This is a genomic window from Flavobacterium zepuense (assembly GCF_007097145.1).
Classification (GTDB): domain Bacteria; phylum Bacteroidota; class Bacteroidia; order Flavobacteriales; family Flavobacteriaceae; genus Flavobacterium; species Flavobacterium zepuense.
The window spans coordinates 86,803-110,955 of sequence record NZ_VJVZ01000010.1; the positions used below are offsets into that span (position 1 = coordinate 86,803).

At 41.6% G+C, this 24,153-nt stretch carries 24 protein-coding genes and 2 tRNA genes; 15 read left to right on the plus strand and 11 right to left on the minus strand.

Annotated features, from left to right (window positions below; translation table 11 throughout):
* Positions 1-116 precede the first annotated feature (116 nt).
* Positions 117-2,564, plus strand: a complete 2,448-nt coding sequence (priA, locus tag FMM05_RS15055) for a replication restart helicase PriA (RefSeq protein ID WP_143374226.1) — start codon at positions 117-119, stop codon at positions 2,562-2,564.
* A gap of 7 nt (positions 2,565-2,571) precedes the next feature.
* Here priA and FMM05_RS15060 read toward each other — a convergent pair whose 3' ends face one another.
* Positions 2,572-3,270 carry a LytR/AlgR family response regulator transcription factor gene (locus FMM05_RS15060; RefSeq protein WP_143374227.1) on the minus strand — a complete coding sequence of 233 codons (699 nt, stop codon included), beginning with the start codon at positions 3,268-3,270 and terminating at the stop codon, positions 2,572-2,574.
* Positions 3,271-3,443: 173 nt separating this feature from the next.
* Here FMM05_RS15060 and rpsF point away from each other — a divergent pair, with 173 nt between their 5' ends.
* The 11 genes from rpsF to FMM05_RS15115 all read left to right on the plus strand — a co-directional run bounded on the left by rpsF (position 3,444) and on the right by FMM05_RS15115 (position 13,113).
* Positions 3,444-3,785 (plus strand): 30S ribosomal protein S6, encoded by a 342-nt coding sequence (gene rpsF, locus FMM05_RS15065; RefSeq protein ID WP_143374228.1) that lies wholly within the window; start codon positions 3,444-3,446, stop codon positions 3,783-3,785.
* Positions 3,786-3,789: 4 nt separating this feature from the next.
* Positions 3,790-4,086 carry a 30S ribosomal protein S18 gene (gene rpsR, locus FMM05_RS15070; protein WP_143374229.1) on the plus strand — a complete coding sequence of 99 codons (297 nt, stop codon included), beginning with the start codon at positions 3,790-3,792 and terminating at the stop codon, positions 4,084-4,086.
* Between the two features lie 15 nt (positions 4,087-4,101).
* The gene (gene rplI, locus FMM05_RS15075; protein ID WP_143374230.1) at positions 4,102-4,551 is read left to right on the plus strand and encodes a 50S ribosomal protein L9; all 450 of its coding nucleotides are present in this window, start codon (positions 4,102-4,104) and stop codon (positions 4,549-4,551) included.
* Between the two features lie 231 nt (positions 4,552-4,782).
* Positions 4,783-6,819, plus strand: coding sequence for an NAD-dependent DNA ligase LigA (gene ligA, locus FMM05_RS15080; protein ID WP_143374231.1), 2,037 nt, complete (start codon positions 4,783-4,785; stop codon positions 6,817-6,819).
* Positions 6,816-7,319, plus strand: a complete 504-nt coding sequence (locus tag FMM05_RS15085) for a hypothetical protein (RefSeq protein WP_143374232.1) — start codon at positions 6,816-6,818, stop codon at positions 7,317-7,319. The genes ligA and FMM05_RS15085 overlap by 4 nt, the downstream gene beginning before the upstream one ends.
* A gap of 45 nt (positions 7,320-7,364) precedes the next feature.
* On the plus strand, positions 7,365-8,813 hold the full coding sequence (locus FMM05_RS15090; protein ID WP_143374233.1) for an MBOAT family O-acyltransferase: 1,449 nt from the start codon (positions 7,365-7,367) through the stop codon (positions 8,811-8,813).
* 3 nt (positions 8,814-8,816) lie between these two features.
* Positions 8,817-9,821, plus strand: a complete 1,005-nt coding sequence (locus FMM05_RS15095; protein WP_143374234.1) for a hypothetical protein — start codon at positions 8,817-8,819, stop codon at positions 9,819-9,821.
* 52 nt (positions 9,822-9,873) lie between these two features.
* Complete coding sequence (gene rlmH / locus FMM05_RS15100; RefSeq protein WP_143374235.1) at positions 9,874-10,347, plus strand: 23S rRNA (pseudouridine(1915)-N(3))-methyltransferase RlmH; 474 nt, start codon at positions 9,874-9,876, stop codon at positions 10,345-10,347.
* A gap of 294 nt (positions 10,348-10,641) precedes the next feature.
* Positions 10,642-11,487, plus strand: coding sequence for a T9SS type A sorting domain-containing protein (locus tag FMM05_RS15105; protein ID WP_143374236.1), 846 nt, complete (start codon positions 10,642-10,644; stop codon positions 11,485-11,487).
* Positions 11,488-11,636: 149 nt separating this feature from the next.
* Positions 11,637-11,894 (plus strand): hypothetical protein, encoded by a 258-nt coding sequence (locus tag FMM05_RS15110; protein ID WP_143374237.1) that lies wholly within the window; start codon positions 11,637-11,639, stop codon positions 11,892-11,894.
* A gap of 172 nt (positions 11,895-12,066) precedes the next feature.
* Positions 12,067-13,113 carry an endonuclease/exonuclease/phosphatase family protein gene (locus tag FMM05_RS15115; protein ID WP_143374238.1) on the plus strand — a complete coding sequence of 349 codons (1,047 nt, stop codon included), beginning with the start codon at positions 12,067-12,069 and terminating at the stop codon, positions 13,111-13,113.
* A gap of 522 nt (positions 13,114-13,635) precedes the next feature.
* Here FMM05_RS15115 and rpsT read toward each other — a convergent pair.
* The 4 genes from rpsT to proS all read right to left on the minus strand — a co-directional run bounded on the left by rpsT (position 13,636) and on the right by proS (position 15,675).
* Positions 13,636-13,890 carry a 30S ribosomal protein S20 gene (rpsT, locus tag FMM05_RS15120; protein WP_026993024.1) on the minus strand — a complete coding sequence of 85 codons (255 nt, stop codon included), beginning with the start codon at positions 13,888-13,890 and terminating at the stop codon, positions 13,636-13,638.
* Between the two features lie 38 nt (positions 13,891-13,928).
* Positions 13,929-14,000, minus strand: a tRNA-Glu gene (locus FMM05_RS15125).
* 46 nt (positions 14,001-14,046) lie between these two features.
* Positions 14,047-14,118, minus strand: a tRNA-Glu gene (locus tag FMM05_RS15130).
* 81 nt (positions 14,119-14,199) lie between these two features.
* The gene (gene proS, locus FMM05_RS15135; protein ID WP_143374239.1) at positions 14,200-15,675 is read right to left on the minus strand and encodes a proline--tRNA ligase; all 1,476 of its coding nucleotides are present in this window, start codon (positions 15,673-15,675) and stop codon (positions 14,200-14,202) included.
* 101 nt (positions 15,676-15,776) lie between these two features.
* On the opposite strand from proS, the gene FMM05_RS21035 reads away from it, so the two are divergent.
* The 3 genes from FMM05_RS21035 (at position 15,777) to FMM05_RS15150 (ending at position 19,290) form a co-directional block, all read left to right on the plus strand.
* Complete coding sequence (locus tag FMM05_RS21035) at positions 15,777-16,871, plus strand: hypothetical protein (protein ID WP_185965603.1); 1,095 nt, start codon at positions 15,777-15,779, stop codon at positions 16,869-16,871.
* Between the two features lie 71 nt (positions 16,872-16,942).
* A complete protein-coding gene (locus FMM05_RS15145) occupies positions 16,943-18,445 on the plus strand; it encodes an OmpP1/FadL family transporter (RefSeq protein WP_143374240.1) in 1,503 nt (500 codons plus the stop codon).
* A gap of 254 nt (positions 18,446-18,699) precedes the next feature.
* Positions 18,700-19,290 carry an LURP-one-related/scramblase family protein gene (locus FMM05_RS15150; RefSeq protein WP_143374241.1) on the plus strand — a complete coding sequence of 197 codons (591 nt, stop codon included), beginning with the start codon at positions 18,700-18,702 and terminating at the stop codon, positions 19,288-19,290.
* A 48-nt stretch (positions 19,291-19,338) separates the two neighbouring features.
* Here FMM05_RS15150 and FMM05_RS15155 read toward each other — a convergent pair whose 3' ends face one another.
* From FMM05_RS15155 to FMM05_RS15180, 6 genes are all read right to left on the minus strand, one after another.
* Entirely contained in the window at positions 19,339-19,758 is a 420-nt protein-coding gene (locus tag FMM05_RS15155; RefSeq protein ID WP_143374242.1) for an organic hydroperoxide resistance protein, read from the minus strand.
* Positions 19,759-19,894: 136 nt separating this feature from the next.
* Positions 19,895-20,650 carry a triose-phosphate isomerase gene (gene tpiA / locus FMM05_RS15160; protein ID WP_143374243.1) on the minus strand — a complete coding sequence of 252 codons (756 nt, stop codon included), beginning with the start codon at positions 20,648-20,650 and terminating at the stop codon, positions 19,895-19,897.
* On the minus strand, positions 20,650-21,150 hold the full coding sequence (locus tag FMM05_RS15165; protein WP_143374244.1) for a TlpA family protein disulfide reductase: 501 nt from the start codon (positions 21,148-21,150) through the stop codon (positions 20,650-20,652). Before FMM05_RS15165 ends, tpiA begins: the two co-directional genes overlap by 1 nt.
* Positions 21,151-21,274: 124 nt before the next feature.
* Positions 21,275-22,351 (minus strand): ABC transporter permease, encoded by a 1,077-nt coding sequence (locus tag FMM05_RS15170; RefSeq protein WP_143374245.1) that lies wholly within the window; start codon positions 22,349-22,351, stop codon positions 21,275-21,277.
* 19 nt (positions 22,352-22,370) lie between these two features.
* Positions 22,371-23,471, minus strand: coding sequence for a BT_3928 family protein (locus tag FMM05_RS15175; RefSeq protein ID WP_143374246.1), 1,101 nt, complete (start codon positions 23,469-23,471; stop codon positions 22,371-22,373).
* Positions 23,472-23,474: 3 nt separating this feature from the next.
* Positions 23,475-24,017 carry a DUF1599 domain-containing protein gene (locus FMM05_RS15180; RefSeq protein ID WP_143374247.1) on the minus strand — a complete coding sequence of 181 codons (543 nt, stop codon included), beginning with the start codon at positions 24,015-24,017 and terminating at the stop codon, positions 23,475-23,477.
* Positions 24,018-24,153 lie beyond the last annotated feature (136 nt).

A 24,153-nucleotide genomic window follows, 5' to 3' on the forward strand; every position in this document is an offset into this window, starting at 1 on the left:
GAATCTCGAAGTCCGAAAGTGAAATATTAAGCATAAAATTGATAAAAACACCTTCAGGCAGAAGGTGTTTTTTTATGCCCGCTAAACCCTTATCTTTGTACTGTCAATAAACGTATATGCCTTATTTTACCCAGGTAATCCTGCCCTTAGCGCTGCCAAAATCTTTTACGTATGCTGTAAACGAAGCAGAATATGCCTTCCTAAAGCTTGGCATGCGCGTTGCAGTACCTTTTGGTAAGAACAAGATTTACACGGGGTTAGTGATACAAATGCACCAAAATCCGCCGCAATTGTACCAGGCTAAGGACATCCACCAGATATTGGATGATGCCCCAATTGTAACCGAAACCCAGCTACAGCACTGGAACTGGATAGCCGAGTACTACATGTGTACCATTGGCGAGGTGTATAAATCGGCACTACCGGGGGGCTTTTTGCTTGAAAGTGAGACGATTATTACCTCCCGAAAAGACTTTGACCCCGTAGAGATTGCCCTTACCGATGAAGAATACCTGGTGTATGAAGCGCTGCAAACACAGAGTGCCCTAAAGGTGCAGGAGGTGGTTTCTATCCTCAATAAAAAAACTATCCTGCCAGTAATCAACAAGTTAATATCTAAAAATGCGGTGTCGCTACAGGAAGAGATATCCGAAAAATACAAACCCAAAACCATCCGCTATATAAGGTTGCAGCCCGAATTTTTACAGGAAGCCCAATTAACCGAACTGCTTGATTTACTGAGCCGTGCGCAAAAGCAACGCGAGGCTGTGATGTTTTATTTTCAGTTGCAGGCTACAGAAAAAAAGCCCATAACGGTAAAGAAACTTACCGAGGCAGGCGCTACTGCCGCCGTGATTAAGTCATTGATTGACAAAGAGATATTTGAAGAATATTTCCTGGAAGAAGATAGGGTACAGTTTAAAGGATCGGGCAATGCAGCGTTTAACCTGAGCGAAAAACAGCAGGGCGCATTTGAAGAAATCAAGTTAAGCTTTGATAAACAAGCTGTTACATTACTGCATGGCATAACATCGAGCGGTAAGACAGAGATATACATCAGGCTGATAGAAGAATACATAAACAGCGGTAAGCAGGTGTTGTACCTTCTGCCCGAAATTGCCCTTACCACGCAATTGGTTGTAAGGCTTACGGCTTATTTTGGAAACAAGGTGGCAGTATTCCATTCCAAATACACTAATAATGAGCGTGTTGAAACCTGGCAGCAGGTGCTGGAAGCATCCGAGAAAGCACAGGTGGTAATAGGTGCGAGGTCGGCGTTATTTCTCCCATTCCAAAACCTCGGACTCATTATTATAGACGAAGAACACGAGCAAACCTTTAAGCAGCAGGATCCTGCGCCACGCTACCATGCCCGCGATGCGGCGATAGTATTGGCCAATATGTTTGAGGCCAAGGTATTGTTGGGGTCGGCTACACCAAGTATAGAGAGCTATAGCAATGTAAATGCCAACAAATATGGCTATGTAGCTTTAAAAGAGCGCTTTGGAAAGGTGCTCCCGCCTGAAATTATATTGGTAGACCTTAAAGACAAATACAAGCGTAAGCAAATGACAGGGCATTTTAGCGATACCATGACCCAGGCCATTGCCGAAACCCTTGCACTGGGCAAGCAGGTTATCCTGTTCCAGAACCGCAGGGGCTTTTCCCCGTGGATAGAGTGTATGACCTGTGGGCACGTACCGCAATGCCCGCAGTGCGATGTGAGCCTTACCTATTATAAGTATAAAAACCAGCTGCGCTGCCATTATTGCGCTTATCATATTGCTAACCCTACGCATTGCCACCAGTGCCACAGCACCGATATTAACAGCAAAGGCTTTGGTACTGAGCAGATTGAGTTAGAACTAAAGTCACTTTTTCCGGATAAGAATACGTGGCGTATGGATCAGGATACTACACGAGGTAAGCACGGTTACGAAAAGATAATCGATTCTTTTAAAAACAGGGAAGTAGATATATTGGTCGGTACACAAATGTTGGCAAAGGGTCTGCATTTCGATAATGTAGGTCTTGTAGGTATATTAAATGCCGACAACATGCTGTTTCAGCCTGATTTTAGGGCATTTGAGCGCGCCTACCAAATGATGGTTCAGGTAGCAGGCAGGGCCGGCCGTAAAGATGACAGGGGTACCGTTCTAATACAAACATATAATCCTTTGCATAATATTATCCGTCAGGTTACTGAAAATGACTATGAGGGAATGTTTAAGGAACAGGTATATGAAAGGCATAACTTTAAGTATCCGCCTTACTTTAGGCTGGTGCGCCTTATCTTAAAGCACAAAGATTACGAAAAGCTTAAGGATGCTTCTATATGGCTGTATAATGTATTGGTACAGCACCTTAACATCCCGGTACTGGGACCGGAAGAACCCGGAATTAGCCGGATTCGTAACGAATATATTCGTGCCATAATGATAAAAATACCGCCGGGGGCAGCATTGGGCAGCACTAAAAAGACCATAGGAAAAATACTGGAAAGCCTTGACGCAGTTCCACAGTACAGGTCAGTTAAAATAACGGTAAACGTAGACCCCTATTAAAAAGGTATTATGAATTCCTGTTCAGGGCAATGGCAAGATCTTCCTTCTTGTTACGGCTCAGCGGGATCTTAGTAGCGCCAATCTCAGCGAATTTGCTGTTAAAGCGCTCAACCTTATCAATATTGATAATATACGATTTATGTACCCTTAAAAATTTGTCTTCCGGTAGTTCGTTCTCGAAAGATTTCATGGTAGAGAGTACCAGGTGGGTTTCATCGTCGGTGTTAATCTTAATGTAGTCACCAAAAGCCTCAACCCAGCGTATCTTTGCTATAAATATCTTAAAGTTCTTTAAGTTACTCTTTACAAAAATAAATTCGCCTTCTTCTTCGGGACCGTCTTTCTTTAAAAGCTGCATATCTAAAGCTTTTTGTGCAGCTTTGTTAAAGCGGTCGCGGGTAACGGGTTTATGCAGGTAGTCTATCGCTGCATAATCAAAAGCCTTAAGGGCATAATCAGATTTAGATGACACAAAAATGATCTGGGGCCGTGTTTTAAGCCCATCTAAAAGATCAAAGCCGCTTTGCACCGGCATTTCGATATCAAGAAATAGTAAATCTACAGGTTTGTTTAGTATGCAGTTACGTGCCTCTGAGGCATTAGAAAAGTCACCCACAAGTGTTAAGTCGGGGTGTTCATTAACCAGTTTTGCAATGGTTATCCTTTGTATGGTACTGTCATCTACAACAACACAGTTAAGCTTCATGTGTCATTTACGTTTGTAAAGTTTATAGTAATGCGTTATGCCTATTTTGATGGATGATTACAAATATAAAGAAAAAAAGCTTTTTTTAACATTCAAAAAAAGCAAAATTAGCCCTTGTGTATTAAATATAAATACCTACATTTGCACCCAATTTTATAACAAAATTTTGTATTATGAATAACTATGAGACTGTTTTCATCTTGAATCCCGTTTTATCTGAAACCCAGGTAAAGGAAACAGTAAGTAAGTTCGAAGACTACCTTACTTCGCGTGGAGCCGAGATCGTATCTAAAGAAGACTGGGGCCTAAAAAAACTGGCTTACGAGATCCAAAACAAAAAAAGCGGATTTTACACGCTTTTACAATTTACTGCACCTGCAGAAATTCTAATCGGTTTCGAAACTGAGTTTCGCCGTGATGAGAGGGTTATGCGTTTCTTAACCGTAAGCCTTGACAAACACGCCGTATCTTGGGCTGAGAGAAGAAGGGAAAAACTAAAAACTAAAGCAAACTAAGGCCATGTCAACTATAGAGCAATCAGCTAAAGGAAAAAAAGACGGGGATATCAGATATCTTACGCCTTTAAACATCGAAACGAACAAAACTAAAAAGTATTGCCGTTTTAAAAAAGCAGGTATCAAATATGTTGATTATAAAGATCCTGACTTTTTATTGAAATTTGTTAACGAGCAAGGTAAAATACTTCCTCGCCGTTTAACAGGTACATCTCTAAAATTCCAGAGAAAAGTATCTGTAGCCGTTAAAAGGGCTCGTCATTTAGCGTTAATGCCATATGTGGCTGATTTACTAAAATAATAAAGAGGCAAGATTATGGAACTTATACTTAAACAAGACGTACAAAACTTAGGTTTTAAAGACGATACGGTTACAGTTAAAGCCGGTTATGGCCGTAACTACCTTATACCACAAGGATTTGCTACTTTAGCAACTCCAACAGCTAAAAAAGTTTTAGCTGAAAACCTTAAACAAAGGGCTTTTAAAGAACAAAAAGCAGTTAATGATGCTAAAGCTATCGCTGACGCTCTTAAAGCACTTGAAATTAAAATTACTGCTAAAGCAGGTGGCGAAAAACTATTTGGTTCTGTAACCAATGCTGATATCGCTGAAGCTTTAGAGAAAAACGGCCAGTCTATCGATCGTAAATTCATTACTTCTGGTATCGTAAAACGTACTGGTAAATACAATGCAAGCATCAGGCTACACAGGGAAGTAATCGTAGATCTTCCTTACGAAATTGTTGCTGAGCAAGCTGCATCGTAATTATCATATTACATACATCTTAAAACCCTTTGCAATGCGAAGGGTTTTTTATTTAGTATAGTCAGGCGATACGCATATTTCCACGTTCCCCCACGCTGTTACTGCTATTATACATTCGCTTAGCCATGCCATATGCTATCTTTTATCATTCTACCGCAACTAATCATTCAAAACATTTTCCCTGTTTTTAAAAGTTAGCTAAATTAGCAGGACAAACAAACTTTTAACTTGATGGACACCCAGCAAACTATTCAGGCGCTGCGCGAAGAGCTTAACCAGCACAACTACAATTACTATGTACTTGATGCCCCTACGATTTCTGATTTTGATTTCGACATCAAACTCAAACAATTACAGGAGCTTGAAGCCAAACACCCCGAATATTTTGATGAAGATTCGCCTACCCAACGTGTGGGCGGTGCTATTACCAAAAATTTCAACACCATTGCGCACGATCAGCGCATGTATTCATTGGATAACTCCTACTCTAAAGAAGAACTCTTAGAGTGGGAAAAACGCGTACACAAAGGCCTGGGTACTGTCGATGTGCAATATACCTGCGAGCTTAAGTACGATGGCGCTTCTATAAGCATTACCTATGAGAAAGGCAGACTATCCAAAGCCGTAACGCGTGGTGATGGCTTTCAGGGCGACGAGGTTACTACCAACATAAAGACCATAAAGGCAGTTCCGCTAAGGCTTAAAGGTGATTTCCCGGAGAAGTTTGACATCAGGGGCGAGATTATTCTCCCCTTAGAAGGCTTCGCTAAAATGAACCAGGAACTTATAGAAATTGGCGAAACACCTTATGCCAACCCGCGTAATACGGCATCGGGTAGCCTTAAGCTACAAGATAGTGGCGAAGTGGCCAAACGCCCGTTAGACTGCCTCCTGTACGCTATAATCGGCAATAACCTGCCGTTTAAGTCACAGTTCGACGGATTGGAAAAAGCCCGTCAGTGGGGCTTTAAAGTGCCCAAACAAGCCAAGCTTGCCCAGTCTATGGATGAGGTGATTGCCTTTATAGACCATTGGGATACCCACCGCCATGACCTGCCGTATGAAACTGACGGCGTGGTTATTAAAGTAAACGATTTGCACCAGCAGGACGAACTGGGCTATACCGCCAAGAGTCCGCGCTGGGCAATTGCCTATAAATTTAAAGCCGAACGCGTGGCTACACGCCTGCATAAAATAACCTACCAGGTGGGCCGTACGGGCGCTATTACCCCGGTTGCCAATTTAGAACCGGTACAACTGGGAGGCACTACGGTTAAGCGTGCATCGTTGCATAACGCCGACCAGATTGCCAAACTCGACGTTCGCGAAGGCGATGAGGTGTTTGTTGAAAAAGGCGGCGAGATTATCCCCAAGATCATTGCAGTAGATTTTACCAAACGCCCCGATGACTTAATGCCAACCATTTATATTGATAAATGCCCCGAGTGCTTTACCGAACTGGAGCGCAAAGAGGGCGAGGCTCAGCACTACTGCCCTAACTTTTATGGCTGTCCGCCACAAATTATTGGGCGTATACAACACTATATTTCACGCAAGGCTATGGATATTGAAGGCCTTGGCGGCGAAACCGTAGCCCTGCTCTATAACTCTGACTTGGTGCATAACTATGCCGACTTATACGAGCTTAAAAAAGAGCAGGTAATTCCGCTTGAGCGTATGGCAGAGAAATCCGCTGAAAATCTAATCAATGGCATCGAAAAATCGAAAGAAATTCCGTTTGAGCGCGTACTGTATGCCTTAGGAATACGCTATGTAGGCGAAACTGTTGCAAAAAAACTGGCGCGCCATTACAAAACCATCGATAATCTGGCGAAAGCCTCGTTAATGGATCTGGTTTTGGTTGACGAAATTGGCGAACGCATTGCGCAAAGCGTACTGGGCTTTTTTGAGAATGAAGAAAATATTAACATAGTAGAGCGCCTTAAAGGCTACGGAGTTCAGCTTGAAGCTGTGGCTGTGGCCGATACTACGGTAAGTGATAAGCTTGCCGGAAAAATCTTTGTAGTATCGGGCGTGTTCGAGAAATTCTCGCGCGACGAGCTTAAAAAAGCCATTGAAGACAACGGCGGAAAAGTGGGCAGTTCTATATCCTCTAAAACCCATTACGTGGTGGCAGGCGATAATATGGGACCTGCTAAACTCGAAAAAGCCAACCAGTTGGGTGTGGCTATTATTAGTGAGGATGAATTTATTGCTTTAATAAGTAGCAAAGTCACAGAGCAACAAAGCAGCAAAGTTAAGCCATGAAAAATATCTTATATATTTTTATAATAGCATTTATCATGACTTCGTGTGCAGATAAGCCCAAAAGTGTTACTGCACATTCAGTACAAAATCCTGAAACAGAAAAAGAAGACAAACTTATAGGCTCTTATATTACAGCCAATACCGATGCCGGCGCACACTGCCTGCTTAAAATTATGCCCCTGCCAAACGGTACAGGCTATGCGTACCGCCTTACTACCGATGAACGTATGGAAGAGGGCAAGCTTACCCAAAGCCATGATGCCACAACTAACCAAGATTTTATTATGTTGGAAGGCATTCATTGGGATGAATATGACGGTGATATAAGTGACGATGAAAATGATGAAGCGCCAAAAAACACGCCTCCGGAAGAACCTGTGGGTATTGGCGGGCTGATAACAGGCGACACCATAACCATACAAAATTATGGCAACGCCATGAACAGTTATACCAAACTTGCTGAAGTATCAGATAAATATATCATTCTAATAAAACAATAGGTTTTTTAGTATCTAAGAATCTCAGCCCCTAAGAATCTCATAAAAATGCTCTTCAACTCAGTACAATTTGCCTTGTTTTTACCCGTAGTATTTGTACTGTACTGGTTTGCGGCGCGCAAAAGCCTTAGGCAGCAAAACATTTTACTGCTCGCTGCAAGCTACTTTTTTTACGCCTGCTGGGACTGGCGCTTTCTCTTCCTGCTCCTGTTCTCTACCCTGCTGGATTATGCTGCCGGACTTCAAATTTCGGCAAGCCAAAGCAACCAAACCAAAAAAACATGGCTTTGGCTAAGCATCGGTGTCAACCTTGGTTTTTTAGGAATTTTTAAATACTATAACTTCTTTGCAGAGTCTTTTTCTGCTGCCCTGTACAGTATCGGCATACATGCGAATGTCCACACCCTGAGCATTATATTGCCGGTAGGTATTTCATTTTACACTTTTCACGGGCTATCCTACATTATAGATGTTTACAAAGGCCGTATACCTGCCGAGGGCAACTTTGTGCAGTACGCTCTTTTTGTGTGCTTTTTTCCGCTATTGGTGGCAGGGCCTATAGAGCGCGCTACCCACCTGCTGCCGCAACTTAAAGAAAAGCGCAGTTTTAATTTACACAAAGCAAAAGACGGCCTGCGCCAGATACTATGGGGCCTCTTTAAAAAAGTGGTAATAGCCGATTTGTGTGCCGAATATGCTAATACGATTTTTAACCACTATGGCAGCCTTACCGGCAGCAGCCTCTTTTTGGGCATGCTGTTCTTTACCATCCAGATATACGGCGACTTTTCGGGATATTCTGATATTGCACTGGGTACGGCGCGGCTTTTTGGTATCGATTTACTCCGCAACTTTGCCTACCCCTACTTTTCCCGCGATATTGCAGAATTTTGGCGACGCTGGCACATATCATTATCGTCTTGGTTTCGTGATTATGTGTACATTCCCCTTGGCGGAAGCCGGGTAGGTACGCTAAAGAAAGTCCGCAATATTTTCATCGTATTTTTACTCAGTGGCTTTTGGCATGGCGCTAAATTTACCTTTATTGCCTGGGGATTGCTGCATGCCCTGTACTTTTTGCCGCTGCTGCTTACCAACCGTAACCGCGCCAATCTGGCTACGGTGGCACATGGGCGGCTATTTCCCACTACTAAAGAAGCACTGCACATGGGGCTTACCTTTATGCTGGTGGCCTTTGCGTGGATATTTTTCCGTGCCGAAAGTATGCAGCATGCGTGGCATTTCATTTCGCATATGTTCTCCCGAAGCCTGTTTGCAGCCCCAAATTTTATAGAGAAAAAGTTCGCCTTTTTGGTACTGGCAATTGCAGCCGTATTTTTTATTATAGAATGGGTGGGGCGCGAAAACCATCATGCGCTTGCAAATTTGGGTGAAAGGTTTAAAAGGCCACTACGATGGTGCTTATACTATGCATTAATTGCAATGATCATAATATTTGGAGGTAAAGGTGAGCAATTTATTTACTTTCAGTTTTAAGCCATGAAACAGTTTATAACGCTTCTGCTAAAATTTACGCTGCCGCCGGTAGTACTCCTGCTGGCCGTATACCTGTGGGTAGACCCGTTTAAGGTGGTGTGGCATTATGACTCTTATTTTGTATCAGGGTCGGAAACCAACAAAGGGCTTAACAAAGACTACATAAGCACCACCAATTTTGATAACCGCTACGGGCAGGAACATTACAACTCCTTTGTTTTTGGCAGCTCACGCTCTATGGTATTTACAGTAGCAGCATGGAAAAAACACCTGCCCGCCAACGCTAAACCCTACCATTTTGATGCTTCTAAGGAGTCTCTTTTTGGCCTGTGTAAAAAGCTTCAGTACTTAGATGCCAAAAATGTGAGGCTTAACAATGCCCTTATCGTTATAGACCATAGCCTGTTAGTGCAGGATAAACCATCGGAAGGGACATTGTTTATAAACGCCCCGCAGCAAATGGGGTATTCTAACTTTGGCGTGTTTCATTATGCGTATTTAAAAGCATTTTACTCTTATAAATTTTTATACCCGTATTTAGATTACAAGATAAGTGGAACCATAAAACCTTACATGCGGGATGAATTGTTTGAACAGCGAATTGCGTACGAACCAGTAACTAATGAGGTAAGCCATACCTACGAAGAACAGGAAATTACCAACGGTACTTTTTATACCCCGCAGCGCATGGAAAATCTTTACAAGCGGCCTGCAAAACAGCGATTTTATAAAACCTGCCTTACTGATGCGCACAAAAAAATGCTGACAGAAATTGCCGCTATCCTGCAAAAGCACCATTGTTATTATAAAGTAATCATTAGTCCGCTTTACGACCAGAAAAAGCTTGCCCCGGCTGACATCGCTTATCTAAAAAAGGTATTTGGTAACCACATTTACGATTTTTCAGGGATAAATACTATCACTAACAATTACACCAATTATTACGAGAACTCCCACTACCGCCAGCATGTAGCCGATACCATCTTAAACAACATATACGTCAGGTAATTGTGTTATAAACTTTGTAACTTTGCCCCTCTTAACTCTGTAACTCCTAATAATGAACATCAAACTGCTCGCCATAGGCAAAACCGATAACAAATCGCTGCAAACCCTGATTGACGATTACCAAAAGCGGTTATGGTTTTACATTAAGTTTGACCTTGAGATAATACCCGACATTAAAAATGTAAAGAACCTTAGCGAGGCACAGCAAAAAGAAAAGGAAGGCGAACTAATACTAAGCAAATTAACCCCAACCGACCAGCTTATTTTACTTGATGAGAACGGCAGGAATTTTAGCAGCGTAGGCTTTTCAGACGAGCTTCAAAAAAAGATGAACTCCGGTATTAAAACGCTGATATTTGTTATTGGCGGGCCTTATGGCTTTAGCGATGCCGTTTACAGCAAGGCACAGGGCAAGATATCGCTTTCTGCCATGACGTTTTCCCATCAAATGGTGCGCCTTTTCTTTATTGAGCAGTTGTACAGGGCCTTTACCATTTTAAGGAATGAGCCGTACCATCATCAATAATCATTTAAGAATGTAGATTTTAGAATTGAGAATTGAGAATTGAGAATTGTGAGATGTTACTCAATACCGTAATAAAGCCAAACACAAAACAAGCCTTCCCATCAAATCAGCGAATTTAACATAATAATCATATACAATTTAGATAAAGTACTTCAACAATTACACACTTATGGTTAAATTACAATCAATCCCTCAAATTCATAAGTAAACTTGGCTTTTTCATAACCCCGTTTTTAGTGGTAAAGTATAGTTTTGAACTATAAATAATTGATAACCCTCTAAAAACAAAAAGCCATGAAAAAGAAAACTACATTTTTGCTGCCCGCACTATTGCTGTTGGCATTTACAGGTAAAGCCCATGCGCAATGTGCTTCTGCATCTAATATTTACACCTTTACCTATAACGGTGCTCAGTATGAAATTGTAAAAGAGAAAAAACGCTGGCTTAATGCTGCACAATGTGCCTTAGAGCGCGGTGGCTATCTTGCCGAAATTAACGATGCCGCCGAACAAAACGCTATTAACGCACAGATAGCTAATGCGGGTATTGATATCCAAAACACTAAAGCCGCTGACGGCGGTAATGCATCCTATGTTTGGATAGGCGGCAACGATATTTCTACCGAGGGTGCATGGATGTGGAACGGAAACCTTGATGCGGTTTCGGTACAATTTTGGGAAGGTGATGCTTCCGGCCACGCTGTAAACAATTTGTATACTAATTGGGGTAACGAACCAGATGATAATGCTATTGGCGGACAAGATGGGTTGGGACTTGCTATAACAAATTGGCCATTAGGCCTTGCTGGGCAATGGAATGATATCAAACAGAACAATGTACTTTACTACATTATAGAATATAACGCTTTACCACTTGGAGTTAGCGATAAGACCATAAATAACCAAGTTCTAATTACTCCTAACCCTGCTACGGATATAGTTACCATTACATCAAATCATGTATCACACATAGAGAGAATGGATGTATATAACACTACAGGTCAGCAAATTAAAACCTACACACAACCGGAATTTAAATCGGGTGCGCTTAACGTTTCGCAATTGCAATCGGGCCTTTACATTATACAAATACAATATCAGGATGGTGCATCGGCTACAAAAAAACTGGTAAAGCAATAAATTGGTGATTGATTAGGTGAAAGGGCAGCTGGTAATTGCCGGCTGCCTCTTTTTAAGCGATACGTATGCACAGAATTATAAACACTCTCTTTTACAAATCCTAATACCAAGCAAATAGTATTGAACGATAATTTAAAATTATGAAAGCTATGAAAAAGAAAAATGCACTGCCGCTGTTTGCCTTAATCCTCTTTAGTGTTACACTAACAGGCATGGGGCAATATTTACTAACAAACCCTGTAAAACATAACACCAGCATTTATGCCACTACCGATAATGAAAATGACGCTTACGCAGATGCCGAAACCCAACAGGGCACCACTCAGCCCATGTTCCCCGTTAATTACGGCCTGCATGCAGAATTTCAGGATGAGGCATCGGAAACTAAAAAGCTGGTAAAGCAATAGATTGGTGATTTAATTTTTTTCCAAAGAAAGGCAGTCGGTACCAACCGGTTGCTTTCTGCTTTTTAATATAAGCTAGTCCTAAATTAATTTATAAGTTCTATAACTTTTGCACAACATAAATACAGGTATCTTTAGGCAGGTTTTTTTAACACGTAAATCCGCACCGCTTATTATGGCTATTTTTACTATAGTATTTGCAATACTGTTGCTTATTTTTACCTTGCTGCCCTTTATAAAAAACGACTACTGGGTTTTTAGGGTGTTTGATTATCCGCGCCTGCAAAAGTTTACGGCATCGTGCGTATGCCTGTTCCTGCTTATTAATTATTTTGATAAGAATGATGTACTCCATTGGGCACTTACCGTTGCCATAGCAGCTAACATTTTATACCTCGCTTACATAATAGCACCTTTTACAAAATTTGGTAAAAAGCAAGTTTTGAGGGTTAGTATTAATTTGCCCGATCAGAGCTTAAGCATTATGATTACCAATGTGTTTGAAGACAATACCAACAGCAAAGGTTGCCTTGCCGAAATTAGCAAGGCTAACCCTGATATTGTACTGCTGCTGGAAACCAGCCACCGCTGGGATAAAGAAACTGCCGAACTTGCCAATACCTATCTGCACAGCGTTAAAGCGCCTATAGATAACACCTACGGCATGCTGCTGTACTCTAAGCTTGAGTTGCAGGATGCCGAAATTAAGTTTATGGTGGAAGCCGATATACCGTCCATCCACACTAAAGTGATCTTAAAGAACGGGCAGCAGGTACAATTGTATGCCGTGCATCCTACACCGCCTGTGCCTAACGAGAACCCACGAAGCACCGAACGCGATAAAGAGTTGCTGCTGGTTGCCGATCTGGCTAAAGAAAACAGCCTGCCGGTTATTGTTATTGGCGACCTAAACGATGTGGCCTGGAGCTACACTACAGAACTGTTCCTTAAAATGAGCGGACTGCTCGACCCGCGACGTGGCCGTGGCTTTTACAACTCGTTTAACGCACACTACCCTTTTATGCGCTTTCCGCTCGACCACGCATTTATTTCGACCGATTTTAAGCTGAAAAATATGAGGCGCCTAAATAATTTTGACTCCGATCATTTTCCGATATTTATAAACGTGCAATATGAGGCTAAAGCCGATGAAGAGCAGGAAAGCATGCAGCCCGATGCTGATGATATAGAGCTCGCAGAAGAGAAAAAAGCGAAGGTTTGATTCAGAATATTTGTATCAAATGAAATCTCAAGTATAGATCAACCTAATATATCAGATTTTATAAATAAAAAGCCCCATCCAAGGGACTCTATTTTTAAAAATCTTCGAAAAATTTGAGTATTTGAATAATCTTTAAGAAGTAATTAATTTGTTTCTTCGTTGGAAGATAACTCCCTAACTTTCTAATCCACTTAGAGGATTTGCTCATTATGTATTTAAATAGTCAAATATCTATTGTTCGATTAACCCGAACATAATACAAATATATAAATATCAATAAGTTGATTAGAAAAAACTTATCAACCAAAACATAACCTTATCAACAAAGATTAATGATATTTACTAATAGTAAATGCTTCCTTATTATCTTGATATTAATACCAATACAATCTTGTGGATTAGGAGAGTTAATTATGATAGATATAAAATTCTATTATCGATGCATTAATTTACAATACTAATATAAAAAAAAAGCTCCCAATGTGGGAGCTTTAACTATTGTACTTCGTGTACCTCTTAGTATTAGTTAAGAGATGCTACGTGCCTTGTAAGTTTAGATTTAAGGTTTGAAGCTTTATTAGCATGGATGATGTTTTTCTTAGCTAATTTATCGATCATAGAAATCACAGAAGATAATTTCTCTGAAGCTTCAGATTTAACAGTAGCCACACGTATAGCTTTAATTGCATTACGGGTAGTTTTATGTTGGTATCTGTTTAAAACCCTTTTCTTTTCGCTTGTCCTTATTCTTTTTAAAGCTGACTTGTGATTTGCCATTTTTTCTTAACTTAAATACTTTGTTAATGTTTTAATTGTAGTCCGTAGGGGAATCGAACCCCTGTTACCAGGATGAAAACCTGGCGTCCTAACCCCTAGACGAACGGACCGATTGCTCTTTTGTGCAGTAACCGGAATTACCATTCCTGCTTATTGTAGCCCGTGGGGGAATCGAACCCCCCTTACCAGGATGAAAACCTGGCGTCCTAACCGATAGACGAACGGGCCATTTTGCTTCTCTAATGCGGATGCAAATATACAACTGTTTTTTACTTCTGCAATAGCCCAAACAAAATATTTCAAAAAAATTTAATATGCCTTAGCAAACAGTACCCTGCCCTGGCTTGGAGCACCAGTAAATACACAGGTTCCGGCCTCTTCTGCCCTGTCTAAAGCTATGCACCTTATGGTTGCTTTTGTAAGCTCTTTAATCTTCTCTTCGGTGGCTGTTGTACCATCCCAATGGGCTGATATAAAGCCTGTTTTATTCTCTAAAACATCTTTAAATTCTTCAAAGGTATTTACCTCTGTAATATGCGAATTTCTAAAATCGAGCGCCTTATTAAACAAACTTACCTGAATTTCTTCGAGCAAATCCTGAATGTAGCTTACAATGTCGGCACTAATAACAGTTTCTTTGGTAAGGGTATCGCGCCTGGCTACCTCAAAAGTACCGTTAGCAAGGTCGTTTGGCCCTATAGCCACGCGTACCGGTACGCCTTTTAGTTCGTATTCGTTAAACTTAAATCCCGGTTTGTGGGTATCCCTGTCATCATACTTAACGCTTATACCCAGCTTTCTTAAACGGGCCATTAGCTGCTTTGCTTCTACCGATATGGCTTCAAACTGCTCATCGCCTTTATAAATAGGCACAATAACTACCTGTATCGGCGCCAGGTTAGGCGGCAGTACAAGGCCGTTATCATCGCTGTGCGTCATTACCAGTGCACCCATCAGTCGGGTAGAAACACCCCATGAGGTTGCCCAAACATAATCCTGCTTGCCTTCTTTATTGGCGAACTTAACATCAAACGCCTTGGCAAAATTCTGACCCAAAAAGTGCGATGTACCCGCCTGCAGGGCTTTACCGTCCTGCATTAAAGCTTCAATACAATACGTTTCTACCGCACCGGCAAAACGCTCGTTCTCGGTCTTAATACCTTTTATAACGGGTATGGCCATAAAGTTTTCGGCAAACTCGGCATACACGTTCATCATTTGTTCAGCTTCAGTAATCGCTTCGGCCTGTGTTGCGTGCGCAGTATGGCCTTCCTGCCATAAAAATTCGGCAGTACGCAAAAACAGCCTGGTACGCATTTCCCAGCGCACTACGTTAGCCCACTGGTTAATAAGCAACGGCAGGTCGCGGTAGCTTTGTATCCAGCCTTTATAGGTATTCCATATAATAGTTTCAGATGTTGGGCGCACAATAAGCTCTTCCTCCAGCTTTGCATCCGGGTCAACCTCAATGGTTTTGCCATCGGCGGCGGTGCGCAGCCTGTAATGAGTAACTACGGCACACTCTTTAGCAAAGCCATCTACATGGCTGGCTTCTTTGCTAAAGAACGATTTGGGTATAAACAGCGGGAAATAAGCATTTTGATGGCCTGTTTCTTTAAACATCCTGTCTAATTCTGCCTGCATCTTTTCCCAGATCGCATAGCCGTATGGTTTTATTACCATACATCCCCTAACTGCTGAATTTTCAGCAAGGTCTGCCTTTACAACCAGCTCATTATACCATTTGGAATAATCTTCTGACCGTTTCGTTAAATTCTTACTCATTATAATTAATTTGGCACAAAAATTGTTTAACTTTATTTGTATAAATAGTTTAGCAAAACTAACTATTTTTGTATGTTCAACAATAAAAAAAATGCAGAGATATGAAAACTGATTACTTCAATATACGCCGGTTCTCCCTCTTTTCGCTAATGGGATTGTTTGGCGCGGTAGCAGCTTCGTGCAGCTCCTACCAAAACACGTCGGCTAACGACTCTGACGGAATATACGGCAATGTGCCGCGCGATGCTAATAACCAGCCCGTTTATAATTATAACGATGGTACGGTACAACAATATAATGATGGCGAAGTAACTGGGCAAAATGCCAACGGTTACGGAACTTATTTTAACTCTCTGCAAGACGAATACCCAGTTTTTACCGATGTTGAAGGATATACCTCTAACGATAGTATTGCAACCGATACACAAAGGCAGGGCGTTACCTCATACGGCGGCTGGGGCCAGGATACCGATGATGTTACCGTAAATGTATACGGCGGCGGATATGGTGGCTACGGTTACGGAGGCTGGGGTGGTTATGGCGGAGGCTGGGGCTACCCGTATTATGGAGGCTGGGGTTACGGCGGAGGCTGGGGCCTTAGTTTAGGATGGGGCTGGGGTGGTTACGGCTGGGGTGGCTGGGGTTATCCATATTACGGTGGTTGGGGCGGCTATTATGGTGGCTACTACGGTAATAATCACTACCACTATGGTAACAACTACGGCAGAAGCACTGCTTATTATAATGGCAACGGTGGAAGATCTAACTCTTACTATAATGCCGGAAGATATGCTAATCCTAACGGAAGGCGTAATGATGCTTACAGCAATGGAAGGCGCGCAACTACATATAATAATGGAAGGCAAATTAGCAATGGCAGGGCCGTTACAAGGAGTTTTACAAATAACAGCCGCAATGTAAACACTGTAAGAAGTGCAAACGGCAACGGCAGTACACGATACAATGGCAACACTCCTACAAGGAGCAGTTTTAATAACTCATCAAGAAACTACAACAATAGCCCATCACGCAGCTATACACCTTCGGCACCATCACGCAGCAGTAGCCCAAGTTATAGCACACCATCACGCAGCAGCGGAGGTAGCTTTGGCGGAGGCCGTTCTGGCGGAGGAAGCTTTGGAGGCGGTGGCGGAGGTGGACGTTCAGGCGGTGGCGGTGGCGGCCGCAGAGGATAAAACATTACGGTTCCATGTTATTATTTACAAATAACAGCATGGAACTTTTTATTTCAATACAATACTAAGCTATGAAAAAATATATAGTATCCGCTGCCATGTTGCTGGCAGCAGTAAGTACCTACGCACAACAGGACCAGAACACCGCTGCCGATGCAGTAAAATTCTCTATGGATAACCTTACCGGTACTGCACGTTTTAGAGCTATGGGGGGTGCTTTTGGAGCAATAGGAGGCGATATATCGGCCATGATGATAAACCCGGCAGGATCGGCTATTTTTCTTTACAATACAGGTACGGCTTCAGTAAGCAGTTATAATGTTAACAATAAGGCTAACTATTTTGGCACACAAACCAAGCGTAATGATAATAGCTTTGACCTTAACCAGATTGGTGGCGTCTTTGTTTTTAACAACTCTAAGGAAGACGCATTTATGCAAAAGTTTACTCTTGGTTTTGATTATGAAAACACCAATAGTTTTGATAACAGCATTTATACCGCTGGTGTTAACCCAACAAACTCAATAGACAAATACTTTTTACGCTACGCAAATGGTATAGGCACCGAAGGTGGAATACCTTTAAGCACCTTAAATAATGCGAATTACGAAAATCTTAGTTATCTCGACCAGCAGGCTTATTTAGGATATAATGGCTTTGTGTTTAACCCATCTACAGATGATGGCACAAATACATCATATGTTTCTAATGTACCACAAGGCGGCAACTACTTTCAGGACAGCTATAATTCTACCACAGGCTACAACAGTAAAATAGCCCTTAACTTTGCAGCACAGCTTAAACAGCGTATTTTTGTAGGTGCTAACATTAACGTGCATATTACCGATCTTATAAACACTACAAGTTTTTACGAAGATACAGGTAATGCCGTTAACGATGAGCTGCAATCGTTACAATTTGACACCGAACGCTACACCTATGGCGGTGGTGTATCATTTGACGTTGGTGCTATTGTAAAAGCTACCGAAAACTTAAGGGTTGGATTAGCTTACCAAACTCCTACCTGGCTTAGGCTACAGGATGATATTACACAACGCGTTATTAGCACAAATGGTGGCGTTACTACATATACCGATCCGGGTATTACTATGACATCAGATGACTATACAATTAAAACACCGGGTAAATGGACGGGCAGCGCAGCTTACGTATTTGGCAAAAATGCCTTGCTAAGCGTAGATTACTCTATCAAAGATTACAGTAATACAAAATACAGTAGCGCCAGATACAGCGGCCTTAATACCGAGTTAGCCAACACTTTAGACGTTGCCGGCGAACTGCGTGTGGGTGGCGAGTACCGAATTAAAGCTTTTAGCCTTAGGGGTGGCTACCGTTACGTTCAAAGTCCGTATAAAAACGGCACGACAATAGGCGATCTTACAGGCTATTCAGGTGGAGTTGGGTACAGTTTTGGTGGATCAAGGATAGACCTTGCCTATAGCTGGTACCAGCGCAAAAGTGATGTTTCCTTATTTACTCCCGGCTTAACTGATGCTGCAAGAGTACAAACCACAAACAATAATATAGTGTTATCCTATACATTAGACTTATAGTTTTTCATCTTGCTATAAATAGAAAGAGCCATCCTGTTATTAGACCGGGTGGCTTTTTTAGTTTAAGATTTAATGTAAAAATATCCGTACAGCTTTATCAACACCATTCATATTTTAGTAACTTCGCTCCTACTGCTATTGTTCCTTTTAAAAACATAAGCTATACATCCAACCAATTGTGGAGTCCGGAACCCACTGCAAAAAACGGGGCGAAATTCTGAAAAGCCAAACGAGTAAGAGCAAATACCAAACCAATGGCTTTTAATTTTTTTGATTCTGACAGTTACTTTATCGACGAAAAAGTCAACTTCTTTAAGTTTGAAAATACATACAACATTTATAATGATATAGGCACACACGTAGGCGCAGTAAAGCAAAAGCTTACCACCGGCCAAAAAATGCTCAGGCTGGTACTTAAAAAACCCATGCTGCCATTTTTATTAGAAATTAAAAATACAGATGATGAAGTTCAGGCATCAATATCGCGTGGGTGGACATTCTGGATGTCTAAAATTGTTATTAAAGGCCCGCAGGAAAATGTAATTGGTACTATAAAACAAAAGTTTAAACTGTTTAAGCCCCGCTTTATAATTTTTGATGCCACCGAAACACAGATCGCCGAGATTACAGGCGACTGGAAAGCATGGAACTTTACAATAGTTGATTCTAAAGGCGTGCAAATTGGCAACATCACTAAAAAATGGGCAGGCGCTGTAAAAGAGATTTTTACATCGGCAGATAAATACAATGTAAACATCAACCCTGATTACCCTGAAAATACCAACAAAATTGTTATACTTGCCGGTGCCATTACTATAGATATGGTACTTAAAGAAAGTAAATAATTAGCGGGAGCCTATTAAAAAAGCGGTAAGTAATTACCGCTTTTTATGTTAGTCTACACTGCTTTTTAGCTCAACATCTATATTGCCGCGCGTTGCATTACTGTATGGGCAGGTTTCGTGTGCTGCTTTAACCAGCTCATCGGCAACCTCGGCAGTAACGCCTTTAATATTTGCATGCAACTTTACAGCAAGGGCAAATCCGCCTTTGTCATTCTTGCCGATAGAAACCTCGGCGGTAACCATAGTTTCTTCTACCTTAATTTTCTTTTCGCGTGCTATGTGGTTAATCGCACTCTCAAAACAAGCGGCGTAACCCGCAGCAAATAACTGCTCAGGATTGGTATAACCGCCCTGGCCGCCCATTTCTTTAGGTATGCGCACTTCCAGGTCTAAAATACCATCATCTGAGCTTACGTGCCCATTCCTGCCGCCTTTTGCCGTAGCAGCAGTTGTATAAATTGCTTCCATTGTTTGACTTTTTAAATTGTAACCCAAATTTACGGCTCAATAAATCAACCTGAAAGAAACTATTGATAAGGTAACGTTAAAACATAAAAAAAGCGGTAATTACTTACCGCTTTCCCATATATCTGTATCAGAATAACTATTCTATACCGGCAACTATTCCTAAGAAATCATTTGCCTTAAGCGATGCACCGCCTATAAGGCCGCCATCAACATCAGGCTTAGAGAAGATCTCTTTAGCATTATCCGGCTTAACGCTGCCACCGTAAAGGATAGACGTTTCCTCCGCAATTTTGTCGCCTACATTTTCACGTAGTAATGTACGGATAAATGCGTGCATTTCCTGCGCCTGCTCCGGAGAAGCGGTTTCGCCTGTACCAATAGCCCATACCGGCTCATAGGCCAGAACAACGCTTGCCCAGTCGCTTTCGCTGATGTGGAACAAACCTTCTCTTAACTGGCTTTCAACCACGTTAAAATGGTTGCTGCTTTGCCTGTCGGCAAGTTCTTCGCCAAAGCAAAAAATAATGGTGAGGTTATGTTTAAGGGCAGTATCTACTTTTTGTGCAAGTAAAGCATTGGTTTCGCCAAAGTAAGCCCTGCGCTCTGAGTGGCCTAAGATAACGGTGTTTACCTTAATGCTTTTTAGCATACCTACTGATACTTCACCTGTAAAAGCGCCGCTTTCTGACTGGTGCATGTTTTGTGCAGCAACAATAATATTGGTACCGTGCGTTTTTTGCACCGCTGCCTGCAGATTTATAAAACTTGGGGCAACCACAATTTTAGCATTAGTAAATTCCGGCTTTTTAGCCAGTATATCTTCCAGCAAAGCATCGGTTTGCTCGCTGTCGTTGTTCATCTTCCAGTTTCCTGCAACGATTTTTTTTCTCATTATTTTAGGTTTTTTAATGTCTCTATCAGTTTGGCATCATCAGCCTCAATAGCTTTAAACAAGGCAATTTTGCCTGTTTTATCTACCACCATGTAACGCGGAATCCAGTCCAGCTTAATATCGGCTGCAAAAGCGCCCTCTTTCATACTGGTACCTACGTGGTAATTTTCGCCGTTTGCGCCATATTTTTCAATACCCGCTTTCCATTTCTCGTCTACCCTGTCGTACGAAAGGAATAAATATACCGCATCAGGAAACTGTTTTTGCAGGTCGTGCACCTTTGGCATGCCCTTAATACAATCCGGACACCATGATGCCCACACATCTATTACAACAGTTTTGCCTTTGTATTTGGCAAGTATATCTTTAAAAGCTATTTGTTTACCATCAAGCGCCGTCATTTTAGACTCTAAGGCTTCTTTGCCGAAGCTGGTTTTATCCTGTGCCGTGCATGATGCCATAGCGAACAGCAATACGGGCAATAAAAGTATTTTTTTCATTTTCTTCATAAAATTAAAGCGTAACAAATTTACGATAACCTATGTAACAATTATCTGACCAAAGTTAAATATTTCATATAATTAGATCAGTTAATCTTATGCTATCGTTTTCGTTAAGCCTGACTTATTCCAGCCTTATCCTTGGGTCCAGCCACGCATAAATAATATCAACCAGTATGTTGATAACCACAAAGGTTGCGGCTATAACCAGTACCGACCCCATGATAACGGGCAGATCAAGCGTATTCAACGCCTCAACCACCTCTTTGCCAAGTCCGTTCCATCCAAAAATATACTCTACAAACACAGCACCGGCAAGCATACTGGCAAACCAGCCCGATATTGCGGTTACCACAGGGTTTAGCGCATTTTTAAGCGCATGCCTGCGGATGATATTCAGTTCGCTTAAACCCTTGGCACGGGCAGTACGGATGTAATCCTGTCCCATAACCTCCAGCAATGAGTTACGCATAAGTTGTATTACCACTCCAAGCGGGCGTATGCCCAGTACTATAGAGGGCAGTATAATATTCTTCCATTTAATATGGGAGCCTTCGCCAAAATCGTCCACTTCATAAAGGCTGCCCGTCATATCCAGATGGGTGTATTTATGAAGTAAAAAACCAAACACCCATGCAAATAATATGGCCGCAAAAAACGACGGCAAGCTCATACCCAGTGTACTTACCAAAGCAATGGTACGGTCTATCCACGTATCTTTATACAAGGCAGAAACCACGCCCAATGCTATACCAATAATTATGGCGATAACAATGGCAAAGCACGCAAGCACTACGGTATTAGGCAGTGTATCGCCTATTACCTGAGTTACTTTTTTACCACTTTTCTGAAAGCTTTCCCTTAAATAAGGCGCCTTTAAAACGGTGGTGGTAGTACCAATAGTAAACAGCTTTGCACCAGTATATTTACCTTCGGCAAGATAGGTGTAATCATCAGGCACCGTGCTGTGAAACGACACCGGCGAAAGGTCATTCAAATAATAAAAGTATTGGGTGCTGACCGGCTTATCAAACCCATATTTCTTTTTGATGATGGCCAACTGTTCCGAATTTTCGTTCTGGTCCAGCATCATGCGGGCGGGGTCGCCTGGCAGTACCGTAAATAAAAAGAATATGACTGTAACCACACCAAAAAGCGTGAGCAGTGCATATCCTGTTTTATAAATAAGGTACTTAAACAATGATTACTTTTTGAGTTGGTTACGGCAAAGCCACGGTATCAATATCGTTCCAGTGGGCTTTTTGAGTAATGGTACCTTTGTTTAGTACTACAATACTTGGATTAGCCCTTTCGATAGTTTTAAGCGTGGTAGCATCGCAAAAATAGTAATCCAGCGTTAAGCCAAATTGCTTTTTCTTAGCCTCTACAATATCCTGGCTCGATGCTGTTGCACCAATAACCTTATACCCCTGCGCCTGCGCTTTTTTATTAAAGGCTTCTATTTTAGAAAGGCCTTCATCGCTGGCTTTTTCAAGGTCGTAAGATATTACAAGTATTATTTTCGGGGTGCTCAGTATGCCTTCGGTTTCGTCATTACCATTAAATTCTAATGTAAAATCGTGTATAGACGGTACAAAGCCCTGAGAGATTATTTTATCCTTTCGGTCTACAAATACCGCATCGGCAGGCACATTTGCTACCTCTTTCTCTGTAAATTCTTTATCAACACCATTTACCTTATAAATAAAGATCATCTCGGTAACGGTTTTTGGAGCGCCTTCCGGCACTTGCATACCCTGCTGAATGTTGGTACCCACTTTGTATGCCCTGAAATCTATAATAGGTAAATGATTTAGAACATACCACGCCATAAATCCGGACAGTACAAGGCTTAACCCTACAATTGCATTTACAACGGTTTTAGGGAAAAGCGGTTTTATATGTTGCTTGCTAAAGAAAAGCACCAGTATAAGCACCAGCAGTACAACATCTTTAGTGAAACTTTGCCAAGGCGTTAAGTGCAGTGCATCACCAAAACAGCCGCAATCGGTCACTTTATTAAAGTAGGCCGAATAGAACGTTAAGAACGTAAAAAAGGCTATCATGAGCAAAAGGCTCCATACCGTAAAATTGCGTTTAAAGCCCACGAGGAGCATTACACCAACAAGTACCTCAAAAATTACAATTACCACGGCAAGCCCTAATGCCATTGGGATAAGGAACTCCAGGTTAAGCACCTCGGCACCAAAATATTCCTGTAATTTAAAAGAAAACCCTACCGGGTCGTTAAGTTTTATAAGGCCGGATATTATAAATAGTACGCCAACAAATATCCTGCACAGCTGTGTAAGTACTTTCATGTATTATTGAAATTTGTTCATTAGTATAAGGGCAAAAACGGCATAATTTAGCATGTCCTGATAATTGGCATCTATCCCTTCGCTTACCAGCGTTTTGCCTTTATTATCTTCAATTTGCTTTACGCGAAGCAGTTTTTGCAGGATAAGATCGGTCAGGGAACTTACCCTCATTTCGCGCCAGGCCTCTCCATAATCATGGTTTTTAGCCTCCATAAGTGTTTTGGTAAGATGCACTTTTTCGTCATACAAAGCGGTAGCCTCATCTACACCAAGGTCGGGCTGGTCGGCCACTCCCCTTTCCAGCTGTATCAATGCCATTATAGCATAATTAATAATACCGATGAACTCGCCGGTCTCATCCTCATCTACCATACGCACCTCATTTTCCTGAAGGCTGCGTATGCGCTGGGCTTTAATATATATCTGGTCGGTTAACGATGGCAGCCTTAATATGCGCCAGGCGCTGCCGTAGTCTTTCATTTTATTTATGTAAAGCTGCCTGCAACCGGCAATAACGCTGTCGTATTGGCTTGAGGTATTACTCATTTAGTAGTGTCTATGTATGAAATTTTTTCAAATGTACTAAAAAACGCCCCTAAAGCAAAGGGCATTTTAAAAAATAAGGGTGTAACTGCTATACAAAATACCTACAAAAAAAAATTAAAATTCCTCCAATATTACA